This is a genomic window from Rhodococcus sp. 15-649-2-2, from assembly GCF_002258645.1.
Lineage (GTDB): Bacteria > Actinomycetota > Actinomycetes > Mycobacteriales > Mycobacteriaceae > Rhodococcoides.
In genome coordinates this window covers 92,839-118,285 of record NZ_NPFM01000030.1, presented here as the reverse complement: position 1 = coordinate 118,285, position 25,447 = coordinate 92,839, and the positions used below count along the sequence as shown (strand labels likewise).

Annotated in this window: 22 protein-coding genes; 8 read left to right on the top strand and 14 right to left on the bottom strand. The window is 66.1% G+C overall.

Annotated features, from left to right (window positions below):
• Nucleotides 1-32: 32 nt before the first annotated feature.
• From murG to CH305_RS20070, 12 genes are all read right to left on the bottom strand, one after another.
• Entirely contained in the window at nt 33-1,175 is a 1,143-nt protein-coding gene (gene murG, locus CH305_RS20125) for an undecaprenyldiphospho-muramoylpentapeptide beta-N-acetylglucosaminyltransferase (RefSeq protein ID WP_218828607.1), read from the bottom strand.
• Complete coding sequence (gene ftsW, locus CH305_RS20120; protein WP_094704718.1) at nt 1,172-2,788, bottom strand: putative lipid II flippase FtsW; 1,617 nt, start codon at nt 2,786-2,788, stop codon at nt 1,172-1,174. Before ftsW ends, murG begins: the two co-directional genes overlap by 4 nt.
• Nucleotides 2,785-4,245 carry a UDP-N-acetylmuramoyl-L-alanine--D-glutamate ligase gene (murD, locus tag CH305_RS20115; RefSeq protein ID WP_094704717.1) on the bottom strand — a complete coding sequence of 487 codons (1,461 nt, stop codon included), beginning with the start codon at nt 4,243-4,245 and terminating at the stop codon, nt 2,785-2,787. The genes ftsW and murD overlap by 4 nt, the downstream gene beginning before the upstream one ends.
• Nucleotides 4,246-4,248: 3 nt before the next feature.
• Nucleotides 4,249-5,334, bottom strand: coding sequence for a phospho-N-acetylmuramoyl-pentapeptide-transferase (gene mraY / locus CH305_RS20110; protein ID WP_032379042.1), 1,086 nt, complete (start codon nt 5,332-5,334; stop codon nt 4,249-4,251).
• A complete protein-coding gene (gene murF / locus CH305_RS20105) occupies nt 5,331-6,836 on the bottom strand; it encodes a UDP-N-acetylmuramoyl-tripeptide--D-alanyl-D-alanine ligase (RefSeq protein WP_094704716.1) in 1,506 nt (501 codons plus the stop codon). The genes mraY and murF overlap by 4 nt, the downstream gene beginning before the upstream one ends.
• Nucleotides 6,833-8,434: a UDP-N-acetylmuramoyl-L-alanyl-D-glutamate--2,6-diaminopimelate ligase gene (locus CH305_RS20100; protein WP_094704715.1), complete on the bottom strand. Its 1,602-nt coding sequence runs from the start codon at nt 8,432-8,434 to the stop codon at nt 6,833-6,835. The genes murF and CH305_RS20100 overlap by 4 nt, the downstream gene beginning before the upstream one ends.
• A gap of 159 nt (nt 8,435-8,593) precedes the next feature.
• The gene (locus CH305_RS20095; RefSeq protein ID WP_032403947.1) at nt 8,594-10,450 is read right to left on the bottom strand and encodes a penicillin-binding protein 2; all 1,857 of its coding nucleotides are present in this window, start codon (nt 10,448-10,450) and stop codon (nt 8,594-8,596) included.
• Nucleotides 10,447-11,253, bottom strand: a complete 807-nt coding sequence (locus CH305_RS20090) for a hypothetical protein (RefSeq protein WP_052077715.1) — start codon at nt 11,251-11,253, stop codon at nt 10,447-10,449. The genes CH305_RS20095 and CH305_RS20090 overlap by 4 nt, the downstream gene beginning before the upstream one ends.
• Entirely contained in the window at nt 11,250-12,281 is a 1,032-nt protein-coding gene (gene rsmH, locus CH305_RS20085; protein WP_094704714.1) for a 16S rRNA (cytosine(1402)-N(4))-methyltransferase RsmH, read from the bottom strand. The genes CH305_RS20090 and rsmH overlap by 4 nt, the downstream gene beginning before the upstream one ends.
• Before the next feature lie 219 nt (nt 12,282-12,500).
• Nucleotides 12,501-12,932: a division/cell wall cluster transcriptional repressor MraZ gene (gene mraZ, locus CH305_RS20080; protein WP_027497352.1), complete on the bottom strand. Its 432-nt coding sequence runs from the start codon at nt 12,930-12,932 to the stop codon at nt 12,501-12,503.
• Between the two features lie 516 nt (nt 12,933-13,448).
• A complete protein-coding gene (locus CH305_RS20075) occupies nt 13,449-13,886 on the bottom strand; it encodes a DUF3040 domain-containing protein (protein ID WP_032379047.1) in 438 nt (145 codons plus the stop codon).
• Between the two features lie 227 nt (nt 13,887-14,113).
• Entirely contained in the window at nt 14,114-14,569 is a 456-nt protein-coding gene (locus CH305_RS20070; RefSeq protein WP_094704713.1) for an SAV_6107 family HEPN domain-containing protein, read from the bottom strand.
• A gap of 196 nt (nt 14,570-14,765) precedes the next feature.
• Here CH305_RS20070 and CH305_RS20065 point away from each other — a divergent pair, with 196 nt between their 5' ends.
• Genes CH305_RS20065 through CH305_RS20045 form a run of 5 tightly spaced genes read left to right on the top strand, consistent with a single transcriptional unit; the run spans nt 14,766 to nt 19,799 of the window.
• On the top strand, nt 14,766-15,383 hold the full coding sequence (locus CH305_RS20065) for an N-acetyltransferase (RefSeq protein ID WP_032403944.1): 618 nt from the start codon (nt 14,766-14,768) through the stop codon (nt 15,381-15,383).
• A gap of 5 nt (nt 15,384-15,388) precedes the next feature.
• On the top strand, nt 15,389-16,996 hold the full coding sequence (locus CH305_RS20060; RefSeq protein ID WP_094704712.1) for an NAD(P)/FAD-dependent oxidoreductase: 1,608 nt from the start codon (nt 15,389-15,391) through the stop codon (nt 16,994-16,996).
• Nucleotides 16,993-17,850: a carotenoid biosynthesis protein gene (locus CH305_RS20055; protein WP_094704711.1), complete on the top strand. Its 858-nt coding sequence runs from the start codon at nt 16,993-16,995 to the stop codon at nt 17,848-17,850. The genes CH305_RS20060 and CH305_RS20055 overlap by 4 nt, the downstream gene beginning before the upstream one ends.
• Before the next feature lie 27 nt (nt 17,851-17,877).
• Nucleotides 17,878-18,633, top strand: coding sequence for a DUF3153 domain-containing protein (locus CH305_RS20050; protein WP_179278358.1), 756 nt, complete (start codon nt 17,878-17,880; stop codon nt 18,631-18,633).
• The gene (locus CH305_RS20045; protein WP_094704710.1) at nt 18,630-19,799 is read left to right on the top strand and encodes a glycosyltransferase family 2 protein; all 1,170 of its coding nucleotides are present in this window, start codon (nt 18,630-18,632) and stop codon (nt 19,797-19,799) included. The genes CH305_RS20050 and CH305_RS20045 overlap by 4 nt, the downstream gene beginning before the upstream one ends.
• 5 nt (nt 19,800-19,804) lie before the next feature.
• Here CH305_RS20045 and metF read toward each other — a convergent pair whose 3' ends face one another.
• Complete coding sequence (metF, locus tag CH305_RS20040; RefSeq protein ID WP_032403941.1) at nt 19,805-20,731, bottom strand: methylenetetrahydrofolate reductase [NAD(P)H]; 927 nt, start codon at nt 20,729-20,731, stop codon at nt 19,805-19,807.
• 197 nt (nt 20,732-20,928) lie between these two features.
• Between metF and CH305_RS20035 the strand changes: the two genes are divergently transcribed.
• Complete coding sequence (locus CH305_RS20035; protein WP_032403940.1) at nt 20,929-22,038, top strand: polyprenyl synthetase family protein; 1,110 nt, start codon at nt 20,929-20,931, stop codon at nt 22,036-22,038.
• Between the two features lie 11 nt (nt 22,039-22,049).
• On the top strand, nt 22,050-23,633 hold the full coding sequence (crtI, locus tag CH305_RS20030; protein ID WP_242640168.1) for a phytoene desaturase family protein: 1,584 nt from the start codon (nt 22,050-22,052) through the stop codon (nt 23,631-23,633).
• Nucleotides 23,634-23,741: 108 nt separating this feature from the next.
• On the opposite strand, the gene CH305_RS29545 is transcribed toward crtI, so the two are convergent.
• Entirely contained in the window at nt 23,742-23,891 is a 150-nt protein-coding gene (locus tag CH305_RS29545) for a hypothetical protein (protein WP_254925410.1), read from the bottom strand.
• On the opposite strand from CH305_RS29545, the gene CH305_RS20025 reads away from it, so the two are divergent.
• Nucleotides 23,881-25,437, top strand: a complete 1,557-nt coding sequence (locus tag CH305_RS20025) for an alpha-(1->6)-mannopyranosyltransferase A (RefSeq protein WP_242640170.1) — start codon at nt 23,881-23,883, stop codon at nt 25,435-25,437. The genes CH305_RS29545 and CH305_RS20025 overlap by 11 nt on opposite strands.
• The last annotated feature ends 10 nt before the right edge of the window (nt 25,438-25,447 follow it).

Here is a 25,447-nt window from a genome sequence, read left to right as displayed (position 1 = left end):
TCGTTCTCTTCGCATGCGCGACACCGCCCGGATCAGCGTCTCGCCGCGTGCGCAGTATCGAGCACGATCTGCGCTACGGCCGCTGCTGCTCCTTTGTGCCCGGCACCGGCCGCGGCCCGGGACATAGCAGCAATCTTTTCCGTGTCGTTCAGCAGCGCGATCACCGTGTCGGTCACGTACTGCTCGGTCAGTGTCGCATCGGACACCAGGATGCCACCTCCGGCGTCGACGACCGGACGGGCGTTGAGCTCCTGCTCGCCGTTTCCGTGTGGCAGGGGTACGTACACCGCGGGCAGACCGGTCGCGGACACCTCGGCGACCGTCATGGCACCGGAACGACAGATGGCCAGGTCCGCGGCCGCGTACGCCAGATCCATGCGGTCGATGTACGGCAACGCGACGTACGGAGCGTTCGGGTTGCGCTGCTCGACGTCCAGCGAGTTCTTCGGTCCGTGCGCGTGCAGAACCGAAATGCCCGCCTCGGCGAGCGCAGTCGAGGCACCGGAGACTGCGTCGTTGAGTGATCGGGCTCCCTGCGAACCACCGAACACCAGCAGCACCGGGCCGTGCTCGGGCAGACCGAAGTGTTCCCGGGCCTGTGCGCGCACCGCCACGCGGTCGAGTTCGGTGATGGTGGGGCGCACGGGAATTCCGATCACTTCCGCGTCGGCTGCGCCGCGCGCCGCGATACCCGATCCTGCAACGGCCGCGAGCACCCGTCGAGCGGACCGAGCCCCGACCTTGTTGGCGATGCCTGCCCTGGCATTGGCTTCGTGAATGACGACGGGAAGTCGGCCACCGCGACCGAGCAGCCGTCCACGCGCGGCGAGATAGGCGGGCAACGCGACGTAACCACCGAATCCGACGAGCACGTCGGCCTCGACGGCCGCGAATATCTCCCTGGTTCGACGTACCGACCGCACGACGCGGACCGGCAGCTTCAACAGGTCGACGGTGGGCTTACGCGGCAGGGGCACCGGCGGGATCAGTTCGAGGGCGTACCCACGGGCCGGAACGAGCGTCGTCTCCAGGCCGCGGCTGCTGCCGAGAGCGGTGACGGTGACGGTGGGGTCGAGGACGCGGAGGGCGTCGGCCACGGCGAGCGCCGGCTCGATGTGCCCGGCGGTTCCGCCTCCGGCGACCACGACTGAGATCGGTCGAGAGGTCTGCTTCACCGTCGATATCCTCGCTCACCCGAACGAACGGGTGGGCGACCGGGTTGTGGTTCCGGACGCGGACGGTACGAAGTCTGAGGTTCGGGACGGGGCCGGGGGGACGTCCGGGATCCTGCGGGGTACCCGGCGGACGGCTCACGACGCTGCGGTTCGGTGCGGCGAGCCCGGCCACGGAGCGAATCGCCGCGTCCGTCGGTCGCTGCGTGCGACATCGTGTCGGCCCGAGAACTCGATACCCGGGTACGACCTGGCTCGGGTGCCCGCGCTCCTCGTCCGTCTTTGCCCCTGCGGGCCTCGAGACGCTTGCGGTCCTGAGCGGCCAGGGTGGGGCGAGTGGACTTCGAGCGAGCCATCGCGGCCCGTTGCGGCGAGAACACCGCGGGCAACGGAAGCTTGAGGGCACGAGCGATCCGGCCCTCCTGCCCGGAGTGCAAGGCCGCAATCGCTTCCGGCTCGTGGCGGGCAGCGCTGGCGATGATGCCGAACATCAACAGGGTGATTGCCGTCGACGTACCGCCGTACGACACGAGTGGCAGCTGCAGACCGGTCACCGGTAGCAGACCAACGACATAGCTGATGTTGATCATGGCCTGACCGAACACCCAGCAGGTGGCACCGGCCGTCAACAGGCGCAGGAAGGGATCGACCGAACGCATGGCGATGCGCAGGCCCGTGTAGACGAACAGGCCGAACAGGCCGATGACCGCAAGGCAGCCGATCGTGCCGAGTTCTTCACCGATGATGGCGAAGATGAAGTCGTTGTGCGCGTTGGGAAGATAGCTCCACTTCGCACGACTCTGCCCCAACCCGCGGCCGAACAAACCGCCGTCGGCCAGCGAGTATTTCGCCTGGGTCGACTGATAGGACAATCCCGAGGTGTCTTCTCCCGGGTTGAGCCAGGCCTTCACGCGGTTGGAGCGGTAGCCGGCGGTGAACGCGAGCACAGTCGCCAGCGCCAGACCCGTCATCAGCACCGCACCGAACAAACGGGCGTTGAGGCCGGCGAACCACAGCAGCGCCACCAGGATGATGCCGAGGGCGATGGCCGTACTCAGGTTCGGCTGCAACACCACCAGCAGACACATCAGCAGACCAGCAGGCAGCAGCGGCACCAGCAACGACTTGATGTTGCCGTGTTCGCTGCGACGCGAAGCCAACAGGTGCGCACCCCACAGCACCAGCGCCACCTTGGCCAGCTCGGACGGCTGGAACGAGACGACGCCGAAGTCGAACCAACGCCGCGCACCCTGACGCTCGGCACCGATTCCCGGAATCAGCACGAGCATCAACATCGTGATCGAGACCAGGAACAGCGGAAAAGACAGCTTCCTGAGGTACCGAACCGGGAGTCGGAGAGCGACGTAGAACGCGACGACTCCCAGTGCCACGCCGATCAACTGCTGAGTGAACAGCGCGTATCCGGACTCGTCGGCCGCGAAGGACTCGGCGGACGACGCCGACAGAACCATCACCAGGCCCAGCACCGTCAGCAGTACGGCGATCGTGACGATGAGGTGGAACGACGCCAACGGACGGCCGAACCACAGGCCGATTCGAGTGCGGGGCGGCGAGGTGCGGCGAGGAGAGCGCGGCGGCCGAGCAGCGGTGGTCACGAGCGCAGCGATCCGATATCGGTGGCATCGAGGCGCTGGACCGACTCGGCGAAGCTGCGGCCGCGGTAGCCGTAGTCGACGAACATGTCCAGTGATGCAGCCGCGGGAGCCAGCAGGACGGTGTCCCCCGGCGCAGCGCGTCCGGCCGCATGGGCGACAACCGCCCGCATCACCGCATCAGCATCTTCAGCACCATGAGTCACACCAGCATCGTCTCCCGAAGGGAGCCTGACGACCGGAACATCGGGCGCGTGTCGCGCCAAAGCCTGTGCGATCTGCATCCCATCGCGGCCGAGCACCACCGCAGCAACGAGTCGATCGGCGATCTCCACGACCAGATCGTCGATCACGGCACCCTTGAGCAACCCGCCCGCGATCCACACGACGCGCTCGTGCGCCAGGATCGACGAACGCGCGGCATGAGGATTCGTCGCCTTCGAATCGTCGATGAACGTCACTCCGCCGAGCTCACGCACCACCGCCGCGCGATGCGGTCCCACCCGATAGCTCTGCAGACCGGTACGAACCGCGTCTGCGTGCACCCCTATCGAGCGAGCCAGCGCGGCGGCCGCCAGCGCGTCGAGAATGCCGGAGGGTCCACTCGGCTCGACGTCCTCGGCTGCGAGGAGTTCGACGTTCTCACCGAAGGCGTTGTCCACGAGTACGCCGGACCGCACTCCCAGCTCGCCCGAGGCGGGTTCACCCAACCGGAAACCGACGACGTCGACCGCAGGCGAGCCCGCGGCCAGACTCGCCGCTCGCGCATCGTCGAGCCCGACGACAGCGACGTCACCGGACAGCGCTCGAGCCTTGGCGTGGACATATCCGTCCATGCCGCCGTGCCAATCGAGGTGATCCTCGGCAATGTTGAGCACCACCCCGGCTGCCGGATGCACCGACGGAGCCCAGAACAACTGAAACGACGACAGTTCGACGGCGAGAACACTCGGATGTGGGGTGCGACGCAACGCGTCGGCGATGGGGAGTCCGATGTTTCCGCAGGCCACCGACTCGATGGCGGCCGCCTCCAGAATCGACGCCAGCATCGAGGTGGTGGTCGTCTTCCCGTTGGTTCCGGTGACCACCAGCCAGCGAGTTCTGGGGCCGTACAGCTCGGCCCGGTCCACGTGCCAGGACAACTCGACATCGCCCCACACCGGAATGCCCAGTTCTGCGGCAGCGGCCAACACCGGAGAATCGGGACGGAAGCCGGGACTGGTGACGACGAGCGAAAACGCTGCCAACGCCGCGGGATTGCCGAGCAGGTCGTCCTGCAGCACCACCGCGGCACCGATGCTCGACGCCCCGTCGAGCGCACCGCGATCGGAGTCGGTGACGGTGACGACGGCCCCGAGATCCAGCAATGGGCGCACCACGGCGAGGCCGGACACGCGGGCACCGGTCACCAGCACCGACTTGCCGCGCAACCACGTCAGGTCGGTCCAAGATTCGTTCATGCCCTATCCGCCGACGGCAGCGAGGTATTCGCTGTAGAACAGGGCGAGTCCGACGGCCGACGCGATGGCGGCCAGCAACCAGAACCGGATGATCACCGTCGTCTCGGCCCATCCCGCCAACTCGAAGTGATGATGGAACGGGGCCATGCGGAACACGCGTCGACGACTGGAGCGGAACACCGCGACCTGAATGACGACCGATGCAGCCTCGGCGACGAACAGCGCACCGATGACGACCATGATCAGTTCGGTCTTGGTGACCACCGACAGACCTGCGATCAGGCCGCCGAGGGCGAGAGATCCGGTGTCCCCCATGAAGATCTTGGCCGGGGCCGCGTTCCACCACAGGAAACCGATGCATGCGCCCGCAGCGGAGGCGCAGACCAGAGCCAGGTCGAGTGGGTCTCGAACGTCGTAGCATCCGGGGGCAGGCCCGGCGGGGCCTGCGCAGGCTTGCCGATACTGCCAGAACGTGATGACGGTGTAGGCACCGAGCACCAGCGTCATCGACCCGGCGGCAAGGCCGTCGAGGCCGTCGGTGAGGTTGACCGAATTGGACCACGCGATCACCAGTAGGCAGACGAAGAACACGAACACGACAGCCGACATCGACCAGGTGGCGATGTCTCGGACGTAGGAAAGTTGAGTACTGCCGGGAGTGAGACCACTGTCGCTGCGAAACTGCAGTACCAGAATCGCGAACAGCACGGCCGCCGTTATCTGACCGACGTACTTCCCGGTGGCGTTCAGGCCCAGGTTGCGTTGCTTGCGGATCTTGATGAAGTCGTCGAGGAAACCGACGAGCCCGAGCACCGTCGTCAGTCCGAGGACCAGCAGAGCAGAGGCCGACGGACCGTCGGCGTCGTACCCGATCCCGATCAGGTGGGACCCCCAGTAACCGGCCCAGATTCCGACCAGAATCGCCACGCCGCCCATCGTGGGCGTACCACGCTTGGACTGGTGACTCGCCGGACCTTCCACTCGAATCTCTTGACCGAAGCCCTGTTTCGAGAAGGTCTTGATCAGTATCGGGGTCAGCAGAATTGCGACGGCGAGCGCGATACCACCGGCGAACAGGATCTGCCTCACTGCTCGCCCTCCGTGACGGCGTTCGACTCGGCCAGGACGGCGTCGGCAACTGTCCACATGGCCCCGGACTGTGACGCCTTCACCAGAACGATGTCGCCGGGACGCACCTCGTCGAGGAGCACCGCGATCGCCGACTCGCGGTCGGGTACGAGCATCGACTCCTCGCCCCACGAACCTTCCATGACCGCACCTTGATGCAGCGCCCGAGTGGGACGCCCCGAGTCGACGATGATCAACCGATCGACATCGAGTCGTACGGCCAGCCTGCCGATCGCGTCGTGCTCGACCACCGAGTCGGCACCCAGTTCGCCCATCTCTCCGAGAACCGCCCAGCTGCGACGCTTGGGCCCGTCGTCACGGCGCGACATCGACACCAGGGCCTTGAGTGCGGCGCGCATCGAATCGGGATTGGCGTTGTAGGAATCGTTGACGACCGTGACCCCGTCGGCACGAGTACGCACGTCCATCCTCCTGATGGACGTCGGAGCAGCGGTCGACAATGCGTCGGCCACCTGCGCCAACGTTGCTCCGCATTCGAGCGCGACGGCCGCTGCCGCGAGCGCGTTGCCGACCTGATGCTCACCGTGCACCGCGAGGGTGATCGCTACCGTGCCCGACGCGCATTCGAGCGTGAACGACGCGCGAGCGTCGGTATCGACCTGCACGTCGACCGCCCTGACGTCCGCATCGGCACTGCGCCCTACCGTCACGACGGATGCCGTTGTGCGCGTTGCCATCTCGGCAACCAGACGATCGTCGATGTTGAGAATCGCCACTCCCCCGTCGGCGGCACTGGGCAGCGCTTCGACGAGTTCGCCCTTCGCCAACGCGATGGCGGCACGCGACCCGAACTCGCCCAGGTGCGCTGTCCCCACGTTGAGCACCACCCCGATCCGCGGAGGCGCGAGCTCGGCGAGTTCGGCGATGTGGCCGATTCCCCTGGCCGACAACTCGAGACACAGGAAGTCGGTATCGGCGTCGGCCCGCAGAGCCGTCCACGGGTGGCCGAGTTCGTTGTTGAACGATCCGGGAGGGGCCACCACCGAGCCGAGCGGTTCGAGAACCGCGGAGATCAGATCCTTGGTGGAGGTCTTTCCCGACGATCCCGTCACGCCGACGACGGTCAGGCCGTGCTCGGCGGTCAACTCGAGCACCGAGGCCCGGGCCAGAGCTCCGAGTGCGGTCAACACGGCCGAACCGGAACCGTCAGGGTCGTTCTCGAGCGCCATCGCACGACTGTCGTGCGGGACCGGACGGACGACCACGGCCGGTACGCCCACCGGACGCGCGGCCAGCACCAGTGCCGCACCTGCGGCAACCGCGTCGGCGGCGTGGTCGTGCCCGTCCACCTTGGCTCCGGGGAGGGCGAGGAAGATACTGCCGGGGGTCACCTTGCGGGAATCGAACTCCACCGGCCCTGGCACCACGACCGTCGGATCCGACACGTCGTGCAGAGTGCCTCCGACGATCTCGGCGATACGGCCCATCGTCAGCGGAATCACCGTGCGCCCGCGCTCGTGCCGACCAACCGCGCGTCGATAGCCGAGGCGAGTACCACTCTGTCGTCGAACGGGTGTTTCACCCCTGCGATCTCCTGGCCTGTCTCGTGTCCTTTTCCTGCGATCAACACAACGTCCCCTTCGCGCGCCCACACCACGGCCTGTTCGATCGCCGCCGCGCGGCCTGCCACATTTCTCACTTCACCACGAACATCGTCCGGCACCGACAGCGCTCCGTCTTCCACGGCCCGCCGAATGGCGGCCGGGTCCTCGCTGCGCGGGTTGTCGTCGGTCACCACGAGGAGATCGGCTCCCCGCGCCCCGGCTGCACCCATCAGCGGGCGCTTGGCGGTGTCGCGGTCTCCACCCGCCCCGAGCACCACCGCAATCCGGCCACGGGAGGATTCACGCAACGTCGCCAGCACGGCCTCGACGGCCGCGGGCTTGTGCGCGTAGTCCACCACGGCCAGGAAGTTCTGACCTCGATCGATGCGCTGTACACGTCCCGGCACATCGACCGTCGCGAGCCCAGCCGCCGCTGTCGGCGCGTCCACACCGGCCGCCGCGCAGGTCGCCAGCGCAAGCACGGCATTGGCCACGTTGTAGCGGCCCGGCAGTCGGACCGAGACCGGCAGCGACAGACCGTTCGGATCCGCGACGACGAACGACTGCGTGCCGTCGTGGTGCTTGGCCCAGTCCGACACCGTCCATTGCGAATCGTCACCGGTCGATGCGGTCACGACCGTCGAACCGGCAGCGCGAGCGATGTCGGCCATCCGCACACCCCACGCATCGTCGACACAGACGACCGCGGTGTCGGCGCGGACAGCAGAGTCGGCCGCGAACAGCCGACTCTTGGCCAGAAAGTAATCCTCGAGCGAATCATGGAAATCGAGATGGTCCTGAGAAAGATTGGTGAACGCTCCGACCGCGAAGCGGGTTCCGTCGACGCGGCCGAGAGACAACGCGTGCGAGGACACTTCCATCACCACCGTGTCGACGCCCTCCTCCACCATCACCGCGAAGAGCGCGTGCAACTGCGGTGCCTCGGGCGTGGTGAGGGCGCTCGGTACGTACCGACCTGCGACGCGTGTCTCGATGGTGCCGATCAACCCGCACCGACGACCGGCAGCCGTCAGGCCTGCCTCGACCAGATACGACGTCGTCGTCTTTCCCGATGTACCGGTGATCCCGACGACGGTCATCTTCGACGAGGGATTGCCGTAGATCAGCGCGGATACCGCACCCAACACCTGACGCGGAGAATCGTGCACGAGCACCGGAACCTGTCGGTCGACGTCGGCGAGGGCGCGCACCACGATGTCGAGTCCGGCGGGGTCGGTGAGAACCGCCACGGCACCGCGACCGACCGCGTCCGCTGCGAATTCGGCTCCGTGGCGAGTCGAACCGGGCAGCGCGGCGAAGAGATCGCCGGACAGGACGGACTGTGCTCGCAGATCGATGCCGGTCACACGCACGCCTGCGGGGTCTCCGGCACCGATCGTGGCTCCGGCCGCGGTCGCCACCTCGGAGACCTCGGTGTGCGGTGGATGCGCCGGACGTGAACCCGGAGCCGGTTGTGAATCCGCTGAGACAGTCACTCCTGCTCCCTTCCTCTCTACTGCAGGGCGCGCGCCTGCCCCGGCTCGATCACGCCGCGGCGGCGGCCGAACGAACGCGCCCGAACCGATGTGTCAGATTACCGGCGACCGGGATCGCGATGTTGCCGCCCCGACTCGAAGAACCGGCGGGTTCGGAACTCAGTCTGCCTGCAGAACCAGCTTGGGTCCGGGGTCTGCCGACATGGGCACACTGTCCCGTTGCAGCATCCAGCTGGCGATGTTGTGGAACAGAGGGGCTGCCGACTGACCGCCCGAGCCGTCGGCGCTGCGTGTCGGGGCGTCGAGCATGATGCCGATCACGTAGCGAGGATCGTCGGCGGGTGCGATACCCGCGAACGTGATCCAGTAGTTCGAGTTGGAGTAGCACTTGCATTCCGGATCGACCTGCTGCGCCGTACCGGTCTTGCCACTGATCTGGTAGCCCTCGACGCCTGCGGCCACACCAGTCCCGCGCTGGTTACCCGTGTCGTCCTGGGTGACGGAACGGAACATGTTGCGAACCGTCTTCGCGGTATCGGGGCTGACGACGTACACCCCGTCCGGCCGCTGGGTCTCGGTCCGCTGACCGTTCGCGTCCACCGTCGCCTCGACGATGCGCGGGGGGATGCGCACGCCGTCGTTGGCGATCGCCTGGTACATCCCGGTCATCTGCAGCAGCGTCATCGACAGGCCCTGACCGATGGGAAGGTTGGCGAACGTGCCGCCCGACCATTGATCCCGACTGGGCACGCTTCCGGCGCTCTCGTTGGGCAGACCGACATCACTGCGCTGGCCCAGGCCGAACCTGCTGAGCATGTCGGCGTATCGGTCCTCGCCGACGCGTTGCGCCAGCATCAGCGTGCCGACGTTGGAAGACTTACCGAACACACCGGTCGTGGTGTACGGCGCGACACCGTGGTCCCACGCATCCTTGACCGACACACCGGACATGAAGATGCTGCCCGGAACCTGCAACACCTCGTCCGGGGTGGTGAGTCCGTATTCGATGGCCGCAGCCGCCGTGATGATCTTGTTCACCGAACCCGGCTCGAACGGGGTGGTGACGGGGAGATTGCCCATCTCCTTGGTGCGCTCGTTGTTACCGACACCGATCCCGGCATTGAAGGTGTTGTCGTTCGACATCGCCAGCACTTCACCGGTGCGTGAATCCTGCACGTAGGCAGACGCATTCTTGGCTCCGGACAGGTCCTTCGCCAACTGCACCTGCTGCTGCACGTAGTACTGAAGGTCTGCGTCGATGGTCAGTTCGACGCTGGAACCGTTGACTGCAGGCTGCTTGTCACGCCAGCTGCCGGGAATGACAGCACCGTCGGACCCACGGTCGTAGGTCTGCGAACCGTCGGTTCCGGCCAAAGTCGCGTCGAGTGAATCCTCCAGGCCGAGCAGACCGTGTCCGTCCCAGCCGGTGGCACCGACGATGTTGGCGGCCAGAGATCCGCCGGGATACTCCCGAATGTCCTGACGCTCCAGCCCTACCTGCTTGAAATCCGCACTGATCTTCGACGCCACGGTGGCATCCACACCCCGTGCCAGGTAGGTGAATTCGTCGTTGCTCTTCAGTTTCGCGAGCAGATCCTTCTCGCTGATCACGTCACCGAGATCGTTGTGAATGCGCGCGGCGATGTCCTCGAGGTACTGCTCGGTCTCCGGCGCAGTGGGATCCTTCGCCCTGGCCTCGTCGAGTTCCTTACGAACCCGAACCGGCTGAAACGTCAGCGCTTTCGCCTCCATCGTGAAGGCGATCGGATTTCCGTTGCGATCGAGAATCGACCCGCGCATCGCGGGATCGACAAGGGTGGTGGTGCGCTGCGACGCCGACTCGGCCGACAGTCTGGGACCGTCGAAACCCTGAATCCACAGCAACTGCGCTGCCGCGACGGCCAGCGCCACGTACATCAGAACTCTGCCGGTGCCGTGACGGAACCGAAAAGTGGACGAGTCGAGACGCTTTCGGCTCGGTGGCCGTCGACTCGGAGCAGGCGTAGGCCTGGTCACTGCCCGTCACCCGCGGCTTCTTGAGTGGCCGGAGCCGCAGGGGTAGCGGACGACGGAGTTTCGTCCGACGGTGTCTCGAGCGAGGGGATGCTCATGGGAATGAATTGTTCAGCAAGCGCAGTGTTTCCAGCGCCATTGCTTGCGCTCGGCGTGGCGGCACGAGTATCGACCGTGCCCGAGGTCCGGTTGGGCTGCGACGCGCTGCGCGGCGTCTGTTGCTGCGACTGTGATCCCGACGTGGGGACGGTGCCCTCGCCTGCAGCGGCGGGAGCGACCGGATCGAGCGGAGCAACCGGCGCACCGTCGGCCGGAGCCGGGGTACCGACGACCTGTACGCCGCCGTCGGGGGCGACGATCAGGCGCGCAGGATTCTTGGCCGGAACCATTCCGAGCCCGGCGGCTTTGCGTGCCAATTCGGGAGCCGACTCCGCCAACTCGACATCGCGCTGCAATGCTGCTCGCTGCTGAGCAAGCTCGGTGTTGACGGCCTTGGCGGCGCTGAGGTCGTAGGAGTCGCCGGCAGACCGCGTGGTGAGCAACAACGTCAAGCCGAGCCCGAGGGCGAGCAAGCCGATGATCAAGGCAACGAACGGAATTCGCGCAGCGATGGCACCTCCGTCGATCGACCGACGAGAGCCGGAACCACGAGCGGAGTCCGACGTGTGAATCGAGGCGCGCTGCTGCCTGCGCTCGTACGCACGAAGCGCGGCGCCCGATCGTCCACCGCCCTTACCCGTACGTTCAGGGCGCGTCGCGGGAACCCGATTGCGTTGTGTTCCAACGATTGTGCCTGGAACCGTCATTCCGCTCTCCTTGCAATCCGTTCGGCGGCGCGCAATCTCACCGGAGCCGAGCGTGGGTTGACGTCGATTTCTGCATCCGAGGCACGCTCGGCACCTCTGGTCAGGAGCCGAAACTCCGGACCCATTCCGGGAAGCTCGACCGGCAGCCCCTCGGGGCTACGGGACTTGATCCGAGGGGCCAACTCCTGCTTGACTACTCGGTCTTCGAGCGACTGATACGACATGAAGACCACCCGGCCACCCACAGCCAAGGCCTCGAGCCCGGCAGGCACCGCAGACTTCAACGAGTCCAGCTCGCCGTTGACCTCGATACGCAGGGCCTGAAAGGTGCGCTTGGCCGGGTGCCCACCGGTTCGCCGCGTTGCGGCCGGGATTGCGGCGTAGAGCAACTCGACCAACGGACCACTCGTGGTGAACGGTGTGTGCTCACGTCGTCGCAGAACAGCGGAGGCGATCTTGCCGGCGAACCGCTCCTCGCCGTAGGTACTGAGCACCCGCGCGATGTCACCGTGCGAGTAGGTATTGAGCACGTCGGCAGCAGTGATGCCCACCGTCGGATTCATCCGCATGTCCAGTGGCGCATCGACGGAATAGGCGAACCCGCGATCGGACTCGTCAAGCTGCATCGACGACACTCCGAGATCGAACAGAATGGCGTGCACGGAATCGAGTGCCGGCAGACCGGCTTCGTCGAGTGCCTCGGCGATACCGTCGTACGTTGTGTGTACCAACGTGATTCGATCGGCGAACGGAGCCAACCGAGATCCGGCGAGTCGGAGTGCATCGGGATCGCGATCGAGTCCGATGAGGTGCAGATGTGGATAGGTTCGGAGGAAGTGTTCGGCATGACCGCCGAGTCCCAGGGTCGCGTCGATCATGACGCGGGTGCCGTCCGCGGAATCGATTGCGGGGCCGAGCAATTCGTCGGCGCGGTCGAGTCGAACCGGTACGTGCAACGGACCTGCGGATCGACGATCGGGTCGGTCGGTGGACGATGCGCTCTCGTCCTGCCCGTCGCCCTCCGTCATGGTTCCTCCCGGTCGTGCGTACGTACGTCTCGCCCGGGTCCGGGCCGTGCGGGTTGCCCACGGACGCCGGTGCGAATGCTTCGAGGTCCCTGTCCGATAGGGAACCTGGCGTTGGGGAAGAACGTCAGGGTCCTGATCTGCGAAACCTGGCGTTGGGGAAGAACGTCAGGGTTCTGATCGGGCAGAGGCCTCGCTGCACTCGCAGGCGACCGGGGCGGGCTACAAGATTCCTCCGAGGGATTCGTCGAATGCGTCGGAGAAGTCCTGCTCGTTTTCAGCGGAGTAACGGGCCCATGCTTCGTCGTTCCAGATTTCGATGAAGTCCATCGAACCGATCACGACGCAGTTACGTTCGAGTCCCGCGTAGCGACGGTGCTCTGGGCTGATGGTGATGCGTCCCTGTCCGTCCGGCCGCTGCTCGTCGGTTCCCGAAAAGAACTGACGAACGTAGGCGCGGGCTTTCGGGTTGGCACGAGACGCCGCCGTCAGCTTCCGAGAACGCTCCGCGAAGTCTGCCGCGGTGTAGACCGCGAGGCTGAAATCCTGCCCCTTGCTCACCATGACACCTCCTGCAAGCGCGTCCCGAAATTTGGCCGGCAACGTCAGTCGACCCTTGTCGTCGAGCTTCGGCGTGTAGGTACCGAGAAACACTCGCCACCTCCAGCCTCGACTCTCCGCTGCGGACCACTTTACCCCACTCTCCCCCACTTCGAACCATTCGCAGCGTGAAAACTTTGGGCAAATGCACATATCCGCAGCTCAGCGACAGTAAGACTGCTGGAATTACCGGTCAGCACCCGACCATGGAAAGTAGCCACGAACCGACGGCGGGCACCCAGACCCCTCCGATCCAGCGGTACGACCAGGCATTTCACGCCACCGGCGGCCGAGAAGCATCGCTTCGATGCACCAAGTGGGGCTCAGGTGGGGAAAAGTGGGGACTTTTGCTGATCGTGGGGCGAAGTGGGGAGGCGGCTCGACATGCGCCGGCTACGACCATCCCCACCCGGCCTCCGACGCCGGTCGGCAGAGGCGGCCGCGGAACGTGGTCCGATAGCGGCGGAAACGACAACAGCACCCCACCCGAAGGTGAGGTGCTGCTGTGCGTGACGCGTGAAGTTGTGGGAGCGAACCGATATCGGGCGGGTTGTTCGGAACCCGGACGACTCAGTCCTGCTCGAACCTCTTACGGAACCGATCTTCCATGCGAGAGGTGAAGCTGCCGCCTTTGCGGCCACCCTTCGACTTCTGTCCGGAACCACGACCGGAGGCTTCGGCAGCACTGTTGGTTGTGCCACCTTCGTCCGGCGTCGCTGCGGCTCCCTTCTTGGAGCCACCGAACAGGAACAGTGCCCCGGCACCGAACATGAACAAAAAGCCGATGAGACTGACGACGAGAAAAGCCAAGCTGTTCGTCGACAAAGCAACACCGGCGACGAGCAACACGAGTCCCACGACGAACAGCGCGGCAGCCTGAAAGCGCCTCCTGCTCGACGCCGCGCGAACGCGACCGCCTCTCACATGAGACGCGAACTTGGGATCCTCGGCGTAGAGAGCGCTCTCGATCTGATCGAGCATGCGCTGCTCGTGCTCGGAGAGTGGCACGGTACCTCCCCCTGCACTGATATTGAAGGTCGTTTCTGTTGCGAAACGACGGGAAGCTGACCTTGGCGGCTACCTAGTGACGATGATACGAGCTGAATCCGCTGCTTACCACCTACTCGCACGATGTGTTCCTGAGAAACGCCGAAGTTTTCGAGACGGGCGTCCCGGAAACTACGACCGAACACCGCGTGACGTGGCAGTTCACACCCGTCGACCAGCTCGGTGAGCTACGCCGACAACGGTGTGGCCATCGGATCGACGGAGGCGAACCGTGACTGACCGCCGAGTCGATCGTCGACCGAGTTCAAGAAACGACTCACGTGCCGATAGAAATCGTCGGCATCGAGATCGGCGATCGTGCTCGACGCGCCCGCTTCGACCGCGGCGCGGGTGGCCGAGAACGATGCGAAGTACTCCGACCAGACTGCGAGTTCGGGTGCCGCCTTCGCCATCAGCACCCACGCGTTGCGCGAGCGCGGGCGCGCACCGATCGAGTTCGGCAACGACGCCAGTACTGCCGCCGCCCCTTTGAGCGCCGCGGCGTAGCTTCCGAGAAACCGATCACCCGCATCGCTCTCCCCGATGGACTCGGACAACAGAGCATCGGCCCGACCGAGCAGAACCCGGGCCTGACGCGGCACCGGCGACCGCACGCCGGCATCGAATGCCTTCGTGATCGTCATACTCGAACACCTCCAGTTCGAATCTCCGGTGCGTACCTGACGCGCCCGGAACCGTGACGAAGCCTTACAGTCGAACTCCGGAGTATTCGACCCCTAGTTCGAGTCGAAGCCACCGGCGCACTCGGCCCCGATCATCGAACACCCGTTCGACGCTTTTCAATATAGCTGTGCCCACCGACAAGTTTCCGAAGAAAGGTTGAGGACAGTCGTCACCGATGCGCGGACAACGCCGTACCTGGTCGATCTGACGCCCCCGGAATTCCGCCTGCGGCTGCTCGAAGCACTGTCGATCTACGTCGAAGCCATGGGTTACCCACGCGGAACCGAGCAGAGCCGGGCACCGATGTGGAGCGAACATCTGCATCGTCCGGGCTGGCGAGCGGTCGGAGCGCTGCTCCCGAACTCCGACCCGAACCAGCCCGATTCACTGGTCGCAGTTGCCTACGGCTACCACGGTGCACCCCATCAGTGGTGGCATCAACAGGTTCGTGACGGGTTGCGCCGCTCGGGACACCCTCCGCACAGCGTCGAGAACGCGTTGGGGAACTACTTCGAGCTGACCGAGCTCCACGTCCTCCCGAGCGCTCAGGGATATGGCCTCGGCGGGCAACTGTGCCGTCGGTTGCTCGACGGTGTGAGCGCGGACAACGTGATGTTGTCCACACCCGAGGTGGCGCGAGAGGACAATCGAGCCTGGCGGCTCTATCGGCGGCTGGGCTTTGCGGACGTGCTGCGGGACTTCAGGTTCGCGGGCGATCGACGGCCCTTCGCCGTCCTGGGTCGCCGGTTGCCGCTGGACGGGCCAGTAGCCTGAAAGATGTGATCGACGCTGTGGTGGTGGGCTCCGGCCACAACGCCCTGACCTCCGCCTGCTACCTGACCGATGCCGGGTGGTCTGTCGAGGTTCTCGAACGCGACACCGTTGCCGGTGGCGCAGTATCCACCGTGGAGCGCTTTCCCGGACATCGAGTGGATCGCGGTTCGTCGGCACACATCATGATTCGCCACACCGGCATCGTCGAGGAACTCGACCTCGCAGAGTTCGGCCTGCGCTACATCGACTGCGATCCCTGGGCGTTCGCACCGGGAGCCGTCGACACCGACGAGCGCGCCCTCGTCTTCCATCGCGACCTCGATCGCACCTGCGACTCCATCGCCGCCGCGTGCGGGGCCGCGGACGCCAACGCCTACCGCACGTTCGTCTCGGTCTGGGGTCCCCGTAGTGAACGAACCATGCGCGCGTTCGGCGGGCCGCCGACCGGGGCGAAGCTGCTCCGCTCCTTCTGGGGTCTCGGGGCTCCGGACGGGGGCAGCATGCTCTCCCGCGAATTTCTCGCCACCGGTGATTCGTTGCTGGACGAGATGTTCTCGAGCGAACGCCTCAAGGCCGCACTGGCATGGTTCGGTGCTCAGTCGGGTCCGCCCATGTCCGAGCCGGGTACCGCACCGATGGTCGGTTTTGCCGCTCTCATGCACACCCTTCCGCCCGGCCGCGCCGTCGGTGGCAGTGGTGCGCTGACCGAGGCGATGATCGCCCGCCTGCACCGGGACGGGGCCGAACTCACTCTCGGCGACGCCGTGACCTCGCTCGTACGCCGGCCGCACGGCTGGACCACCAGGACCGCGTCGGGTCGGGAGATCGACAGCCGTGTCGTCGTTGCCGGTTGTCATATCCTGACCACGCTCGACCTGCTCGCCGACGGTGGGCACGACGCGACGCAGATCGCTCGGTGGCGCAGCACGATTCGGGTGGGTCCGGGACTCGGTACTGCGGTCCGGTTGGCCACCGACGCTCTTCCGGTGTATCCCAGCGCCGACCGAATCGAGGACGGCACCCACGGCCTTGCGCTGCTGGTGCGCGATCGCAGCCAGCTGCGCCTGGCGCACGGCCATGCACTCGCCGGTGATCTGCCGCCGACTCCGGCCGTGCTGGGAATGTCGTTCAGTGCCATCGACCCCACCATCGCGCCGCCAGGACAGCATCAGATCTCGCTGTGGTCGCAGTGGCATCCGCACACTCTCGCCGACGGCAGAAAATGGCGTTCGGACGTCCCGGGCGAACGCTCGTTGGCCGAGTTCGAGGCGGACCGGATCGTGGCCGAAATGGATCGGTACGCACCCGGGTTCGCCGGTGCAGTGCTGGATCGACACGTCCAGTCTCCGCTCGACATCGAACGTGAGCTCGGGCTGATCGGAGGCAACATCATGCACCTGGACATGTCACTCGACCAGATGATGATGTGGCGGCCGCACCCACAACTGGCGGGTCATCGAGTCCCGGGGGCGGACGGGCTGTATCTCACCGGCGCATCCACCCACCCCGGTGGCGGGGTCACCGCAGCCAGTGGTCGATCGGCAGCACGAATCGCGATCGCCGACGGCCGCGCCGGACGCCGTCGCGAGTTCTTCCGGAGGAGGCGAGTATGAGGATCGCACCGATCGTCGTGGCGGTCGCTGCTGTCGGCTGCCAGATCGTCTACCCACTGGTGTCGGGCACGACCCGAGACGCGGTGACGGTTGCTGTGGTCGCCTTGCTGGCACTCGCGTCGATCCTGCACGCCGTGCTGCACCGAGGAGCGGTGTGGGCCACCGTTCTGGTCCTCGTGACGGCAGGCACCGGTTTCGCATCCGAACTGGTGGGCACCGCCACCGGCATCCCTTTCGGCGAATACTTCTACGCACAGAATCGCTTGGGTCCCAGTCTGTTCGAGGTTCCCGTGGTGGTCCCGCTGGCCTGGACGGCCGGTTTCTACCCGATCTGGTGCGCGGTGACCTACGTCGTTCGCCGTCTCGGCACGACACAGGTCCGCGCCGCCGGCCTCCGGATCGCGGCGGTAGCGGTGGGCATGGTCGGCTGGGACCTCTATCTCGATCCGCAGATGGTCACCGACGGCCAATGGACGTGGACGGCCGGTGCCGTCGGCCTGCCAGGGGTGCCGTCCATCCCGCTGACCAACTACCTCGGCTGGCTCGTGGTGGCCACGCTGATGGCGGCGGTAGTGGAGTCGCTCGACCGTGCCATCGGAGGCGTTCGCCCGTCCGACACCCGGCTGCAACCGTTCGACGATGCGGTACCGATCGGGCTGTTCCTGTGGACGTGGCTGGGGTCGGCGCTCGCGCATGCCGTATTCCTCGACGGTCCGGAACTTCGATTCTCGGCGGTGTACGGGTTCCTGGTGATGGGCGCGGTCGGCGTACCGCTGGTGTGGATCGGTGGCAGCGAGCGTCGCCCACGATCACGCGCAGCAGTCTCCGGTCTCGGTACCGACACGCCTCGCTGACAACCCCTGCCGACTGACATCGGCTCGATGCCCTGGCACGATGTCGCTGTGCAGTCGACATCGCGAACATCTCACCGAACCCACCGCCGAAGAATTCTCTCGGTGGTCGCACTGGCGCTGCTGGTCGCGCCGCTGCTGGCCGGGTGCCTGCGGGTACAGGTCACGATGGGGGTGTCGGCGAACGACCGGGTGGCGGGCCAGATCGTGGCGGCCAGCGTGCCGACATCGGACTCCGATACCGGCCCGGAGCTGGTGGTTCCGTCCTCGATCGAGGACAAGGTGCGCGTCGAGCCGTACAACCAGGACGGATACGTCGGCTCACAGGCCATTTTCGACGATCTCTCGTTCGGCGATGTGCAGACGCTCGGGTCCATCTTCCAGAACGCTGCCGGATCGTTCCAGCTGGAGCTGCAGCGCTCGGGTGACACCGTCACCCTGGCGGGCAACGCGGACCTGTCCTCGGTTCCGGCTCAGGGTTCGGACGTGCAGTTCACCATTGCATTCCCTGCCCGCATCGGAACCACGAACGGCACCCGCGAGAGCGACAACTCCATCTCCTGGAAGTTGCCAGCAGGCGAAGTGACGTCGGTGCGCGCCGAGGTCAACTACCCCGATCCCAACACCAGAAGCTTCGCCGGCTGGGCGGGCATCGTCGGTGGTGTGACCGTCGGCGTCGCGGCCATCATCGGAGCCATGGCCTGGGTCTCGCGCAACCCACCGCTGCGCAATCGGCAGCCTCGAGGACCCGAGGCGGACAGTCCGACCGACAGAACGTCGGTGTGACCGACCGACTCCTCGCACGAACGACGGCGACCGCCGCCGTCCTGGCAACGGCGTCGGCCGCAGTGTCGCTGCTCAATGCGCGCTTCACGCCCGGCTTGCGAACTCCGGATCGGGACATCACCGAACGGATCGTCGTCTGCATTCCCGCCCGTAACGAGGTAACGACACTGCCCTCGTTGATCGGCGATCTCACCCGTCAGCGATCGTGCACCGATCTGCACGTCATCGTCCTCGACGACGACTCGAGCGATGGAACAGCGTCGGCTGCCCGCACGGCGGCCGCCGGTGACCCGAGAATTCGCGTCGTGACCTCCGATGCCGCTCCCCCGGTCGGCTGGACCGGCAAGGCCGCCGCCTGCGCCGAGCTGGCGAGACTGGCCGACGAAGGCGACGCACAGGCGTCGCTGATCATGTTCGTCGACGCCGACGTGCGGCTCGCGCCCGATGCCGTGGCGGCCGCTGCGGGGACGCTACGACAGCAGGCTGCGGCGCTGCTGTGCCCGTGGCCCGAACAGCTGGTCGGCAGTGTCGCCGAGCGACTCGTTCAACCGCTGCTCGCCTGGTCCTGGATGTCCACTCTTCCCGTGCCGTTGGCCAACTCGATGCTGCTGCCCTCGATGGCAGTGGCGTGTGGTCAGTTCATGGCATTCGACGCCGCCGCTTATCGCGCCATCGGGGGCCACGGCTGCGTCGCGGCCAGCGCAACGGAGGATCTCGATCTGGCACGCACCCTGCGCCGGCAAGGCATGTCGACGGTGGTGGTGTCGGGAGCGGGGTTCGTCAGCTGCCGGATGTACCAGTCGGTTGTCGACCTGCGGTCCGGGTACAGCCGGTGGCTGTGGAACGAGTTCGGCGGCCCGGTCGGTTCGGCCACCGCCACAGTGGCGTCGGCCGCGATCTACCTGGTGCCGCCGATAGCGGCACTCACGGCTTCGGGATCGGTGCGTCGCCTCGGCTGGGCCGGATACCTCGCGGGCACCGTGTCTCGAATGGCCGCGCGTCGACGCGAATCGGGACCGCGGTTCGGCGTCGACGACGTGGTGGACGCTGCGCTGCATCCGGTGTCGATTCTCGCCTTCACCGGGCTCGTCGCGGAATCGCACGTTCGCAGGCAACGCGGATCGTTGACGTGGAAGTCTCGCCCCTCGCCCTCACCGCAGCACTGACGCGGCTACACCCGCGCGGGCGCGAGACCCAGGTTGCACAACACCTCACGGGTGGCGCGGGCAAAGTTCAACGTGATGAAGTGCAAACCGGGTGCACCTTCGGAGATCAGCCGCTCGCCGATGTTCGTGGCGAGTTCGATGCCCACCTCTCGGACGGCGGCGCGATCCTCTTCGGGCCCGGATCCGGCTGCGCGAGTGAACTTCTCGTCCAGGGAGGACGGCAGCGTGGTGCCCGAGAGCTCGAGCATCCGGCGAACCGACCGGAGTGAGGTGATGGGCATGATCTCGGGGATGATCGGCTTTGCACCCTGCTCGGCGTCGTACGCAGACACCCGATCGCGCAGACGCAGATAGTCGTCCACATCGAAGAACATCTGGGTGATCGAGTACTCGGCCCCGGCACGGAGCTTGCCGACCAGGCACCTGGTGTCCTGTTCGAGGTCGTCGGCGCGGTGGTGTCCTTCGGGGAACGACGCCACTCCGACGTGGAAGTCGCCGAGATCGCGCACCAACCGAACGAGTTCCTCCGCGTACTCGACGCCGTCCGGATGCTTCTCCCAGTCACCGAGCGGATCTCCCGGCGGATCTCCGCGCAGCACGAGGATGTTGGTGATGCCGCGGTCGGCGTATGACCCGACCATCGACCGCAACTCGTCGACACTGTGCGAAACGGCAGTGAGATGCGCCACAGGGAGCAGCGTGGTCTCTTCCGCAATCTGCCCGGTGACGCGCACCGTCCGGTCACGCGTCGAGCCTCCGGCACCGTACGTCATCGATACGAAGGCGGGGGCAAGCTGCTCGAACTCACGGACTGCACGCCACAACCTGGCCTCGGCTGCAGCATCGCGCGGCGGCGAGAACTCGACGGAAAACGGGATTCTGGCGTCCGGTTCAGTGCGCAGTCGGTCGACGATGGACGGCGTGTTCGTCACGAACCCTCGGCTCGCCCGCCCCCGGACTGGTTCTTCGCTCACCCGAAGATCATAGGTTGCGCGTCGGACAGCCTGTCGGGCCTCCCGGGCGTCGGTGTTCGCTGCACGTCGGCGCACGGGTGTGGGCGGCTACTAGTCTGGGAACCATATTCCGACGCACCCACCGCACACCTTGGAGGATCGTCCTGTCCGGAGACTTGTCCTCGCCCGTCGTCGACACCCCCACCGCTGCAATAGGACCGGAGGCGCTGCGTGCTGCCGTGGACGCGAAGCTCGCCGAGTTCTTCGCCACGCGCCGCGAGGTCGTCGACACCGTCGGCGGTGGCTACCCCGCAGCCGTGGCAGATCTCGAAGCGTTCGTGCTGCGCGGCGGCAAGCGCATGCGCCCCGCGTTCGCCTGGACGGCGTGGCTCGGTGCGGGTGGCGAACCCACCGGTCCGCGATCCGACGCAGTGCTTCGCGCCTGCTCGGCGCTCGAACTGATTCAGGCCTGTGCCCTGATCCACGACGACATCATCGATTCGTCCAACACACGGCGAGGCTTTCCGACCGTGCACGTCGGCTTTGCCCAACGACATCGGGACGCGGGCTGGTCCGGCTCCTCGAACCACTTCGGCGAGTCGGCGGCCATTCTCGTCGGTGATCTCGCCCTGTGCTGGGCCGACGATCTACTCCGCGAATCGGGCATCGACAACGACGCGGCACGCCGGGTCCAGCCGGTGTGGTCGGCCATGCGCACCGAGGTCCTGGGTGGCCAACTCCTCGACATCGAGGCCGAAGCAGGCACCGACGAGGGGGTGGCGGCTGCAATGCGGGTCAATCGTTTCAAGACCGCCGCGTACACGGTGGAACGACCGCTGCACCTCGGCGCAGTTCTTGCGGATGCCGACGAAGACCTGATCGCTGCCTATCGCAGCTTCGGGGCCGATATCGGGATCGCGTTCCAGTTGCGCGACGACCTGCTCGGAGTGTTCGGCGATCCCGAGGTGACCGGCAAGCCGTCGGGCGACGACATCACCGAGGGCAAGCGCACCGTGCTCATCGCGTCGGCACTGAAGCACGCCGACGAGAACCGGCCCGACCTTGCAGCCACGATCCGGGCCAGCCTCGGCACCGAACTGGACGCCGAGGCAGTGGCCGATATTCGTTCGATTCTGGTCGAACTCGGAGCAGTCGACGCCGTCGAACGGCAGATCGACGAGCTCGGCGCTCGGGCGGTTGCGACCCTCGACAACAGTTCGATCGAGCCGGCCGCTGCCGCGCACCTGCGCGCCATGGCAACCGCCGCAATCAAGCGGCAGTACTGAAAGTGAGCGTCATGTCTTCGATTCGCACGGTCGCCGGACCCACCGACCGGGTCGTCGTGGTGGGAGCCGGATTGGCTGGATTGGCTGCCGGTCTGCATCTGCTCGGAGCAGGCAAGAAGGTCACCATCGTCGAACGAGACGAGACCGTGGGCGGCCGAGTCGGGGTGTATCCGGTGTCCGACACCGACGGCTCGCATCTGTACGACATCGACAACGGCGCAAGCGTGTTGACCATGCCGAACCTGGTGCTCGAGGCTCTGGCCGCGGTAGGTGCCGATTTCGAGTCGACGACTCCGCAGATCCGGCTCAGGGCGCTGTCGCCGTCTTATCACACGCGGTACGCCGACGGTACGTCGATCGATGTCTACTCGGACCCGGAGGCGATGGCGGCCGAGGTCGAACGGACCTGCGGGCCCGCCGAGGCGCAGGGATACCGCAACCTGCGTCGGTGGCTGGCCGACATCTTCGATGCCGAGTTCGACCGGTACATCGACTCGAACTTCGATTCCCCGCTCGATCTCGTGGGTTCGAAGGCCGCCGTTCGCGACACCGCCACGCTGATCAAGCTGGGCGGCTTCGGCAGACTCGGACCGCGTGTCGACAGCTTCCTCGAAGACACCCGGCTGCGCCGCGTCTTCACCTTTCAAGCGCTCTACGCAGGCATGGCACCGCAGAAGGCTCTTGCGGTCTACGGGGCCATCGCACACATGGACACCTCGCTCGGCGTCTTCTTCCCCGAGGGCGGCATGGCGGCCATCGCCAGGGCCATGGCCGACGCGTTCGTCACCGCGGGCGGAACACTCGACCTCGGCACCGAGATCGTCGACATCACCGTCGACCGCGGGCGTGCCGACTCCGTGCTGACCGCAACCGGCCATCGAATCGCCTGCGACGCACTCGTTCTCACCGCAGACCTGCCCGTGGTCGATCGACTCCTGGACCGGGCGTCGGTGTCGAAGAAGGGCAGGCACAACGGCTACGGCGTCGTCTCACCGTCGGCGGTCGTCGCGCACGGAACCGTTCCCGTCGAACAGACCGCGAAGTGGCCCGCTCGCGCGCATCACACCATCGACTTCGGCGACGAATGGGCCGAGACGTTCCGGAGGATCACCGCCAAAGCGGGCAAGGGATCGTTGATGGCCGATCCCTCGTTGCTCATCACCCGGCCTTCGGTGAGCGATCCGAACCTCGAAGTGGTGCGCGGCGGTGTTCGCAGTGAGCCGGTGTCGATATTGGCACCGTGTCCCAATCTGGACAGCGCCCCGCTGGCGTGGGCGGAATTGGCGCACCCCTATCTCCGCGAAATACTGACGACGATGGAGGGTCGCGGGTACACGGGACTTCTGGACGGATTCGTTCTCGACCACATCGACACACCCGAGACCTGGGCGCAGAAGGGCATGATCGAAGGATCGCCGTTCTCGTCCGCTCACGTGTTCCGGCAGACCGGACCGTTCCGACGCAAGAACATGGTCGCCGGACTCGACAACGTGGTTCTCGCCGGCTCCGGTACGACGCCGGGTGTGGGCGTTCCGACGGTTCTGGTGTCGGGAAAGCTCGCCGCCGAACGGGTGACAGGACGCTCGGGGCGGTAGCTTCGTTCGATTCACTGCACGGACCAACTAAGCTGAACGCGATCGTTTGCCGGTCGCGTTCATTGCTGCGACCATGATCGTTCGGCGTCGGGCGAAAACGCATCGGCTTCAGATGTGGATCGCGAACAACAAATTCGTTGCAGAGGAGGAGTAGGCGGCAATGTCTTCGATTTCGTCGCACTCCACCTCCGAGGATCGATCGTCGGACGACGCCTCCGCGTCGTCGACCTCACCACGACCGTCGAGAATGACCGCCACGGGAAACTTTCTCCGCAGCCCGGAGGGCAAAGCGGCAATCCTCGGTGTTGTCGGGGCCGTCTGCATCACGTTCGGCGGGTTCGGCGCAGGTAGCGTGCGCCGACGCGATCCACTGCTCGAGGAGATGCACCTGTCGTGGCTGCGATTCGGCCACGGATTCGTACTGTCGACCATCATCGTCTGGGTCGGCGTACTGCTGATGATCACCGCCTGGGTCCGGCTCGGGCGAGCGACCCTGCACGGTCGCACCACGGTCGGCGAGCTCAGGTGGATCGTTCCGGCATGGACGGCACCGCTGTTGCTGTCGGTACCGATGTTCAGCCGCGACGCCTACTCCTACCTGGCTCAGGGTGCCCTGCTCCGTGACGGTTTCGATCCGTACGGCGTTGGCCCCGTTGCCAATCCGGGGGTTCTGCTCGACAACGTCAGCAATGTCTGGACCACGACGACGGCCCCCTACGGCCCCCTGTTCCTGCTACTCGGGCGCGGTATCACCACGTTGACGGGCGACAACGTCATCGCGGGGACCATGCTCCTGCGCCTGACCATGTTGCCCGGTCTGGCACTGATGATGTGGGCGGTTCCGCGGCTGGCAAAGCACCTCGGCGGCCGAGCGACCACGGCTGTGTGGCTCGCAGTGCTCAACCCCTTGGTCCTGATCCACCTGATCGGCGGGGTGCACAACGAGCTGCTCATGGTCGGCCTGATGACGGCCGGCATCGTGTTGGCCCTCGAACATCGCCACGTGGCAGGCATCGCACTGGTGGCGATCGCGGTGGCGATCAAGGCGACCGCCGGCCTGGCACTGCCCTTCCTGGTCTGGATCTGGATGTTGCACGTACGGGACAAGGCCCGCGCCGAAGGTCGAACGCCGCCCTCGCCGGTGCTGGTGTTCACGAAGACCGCGGGTATCGGAGCCTCGGTCTTCGTTGCGGTGTTCGCGGTCTCTTCGCTGGTCGCCGGAGTGGGAATCGGGTGGCTGACAGCGCTCTCGGGATCGGCGAAGATCATCAACTGGCTTTCGCTTCCCACGATTCTCGCGCACCTGGTGACCGTCGGTACCTCCTGGTTCCTCGATCTTCGACTGGACCCGGTTCTCTACGTCATGCGGCTGCTGTGCTCGATCGCCCTGGTGGTCATCCTCGCTGCAGCCTGGTGGTGGGGCCGCAAGTCCGAGCGAAACGCCGTCAAGGGCATTCTGATCGCCCTCGTCGCCACGGTCGTTCTCTCCCCCGCTGCCCTGCCCTGGTACTACTCGTGGCCGCTGGCGATCGCCGCCGGCTTCGCACTGTCTCGAACGACGCTCATGGTCCTGACCGGGCTGTCGACATGGCTCATGCTCGTCTTCCAACCCGACGGCGCCATCGGCCTGTACAACATCGTGCACGTGGCACTGGCCGTCATCGCGGCCGTGGTTGCCGCCCTCGCGTTGACGCGCGTCGACCCGCTGCGTTTACGATCGGACCGATCCAGGGAACACCGTGCCGTGCCGAACGCGCCCAAGAACACCGCACCCGAACCATCCGGAGACGAGTCCACGTCATGAGACTCCCGCG

What these genes read in the sequence shown, in the direction of transcription:
- murD (WP_094704717.1), bottom strand. Translation starts at nt 4,245, where the DNA reads ATGAACGAATCTTGGACCGACCTGACGTGGTTGCGCGGCAAGTCGGTG.
- CH305_RS20025 (WP_242640170.1), top strand. Translation starts at nt 23,881, where the DNA reads ATGACCGCCACGGGAAACTTTCTCCGCAGCCCGGAGGGCAAAGCGGCA.
- CH305_RS20070 (WP_094704713.1), bottom strand. Translation starts at nt 14,569, where the DNA reads ATGACGATCACGAAGGCATTCGATGCCGGCGTGCGGTCGCCGGTGCCG.
- rsmH (WP_094704714.1), bottom strand. Translation starts at nt 12,281, where the DNA reads ATGACGGAGGGCGACGGGCAGGACGAGAGCGCATCGTCCACCGACCGA.
- CH305_RS20090 (WP_052077715.1), bottom strand. Translation starts at nt 11,253, where the DNA reads ATGACGGTTCCAGGCACAATCGTTGGAACACAACGCAATCGGGTTCCC.
- CH305_RS20050 (WP_179278358.1), top strand. Translation starts at nt 17,878, where the DNA reads ATGCCCTGGCACGATGTCGCTGTGCAGTCGACATCGCGAACATCTCAC.
- CH305_RS20055 (WP_094704711.1), top strand. Translation starts at nt 16,993, where the DNA reads ATGAGGATCGCACCGATCGTCGTGGCGGTCGCTGCTGTCGGCTGCCAG.
- crtI (WP_242640168.1), top strand. Translation starts at nt 22,050, where the DNA reads ATGTCTTCGATTCGCACGGTCGCCGGACCCACCGACCGGGTCGTCGTG.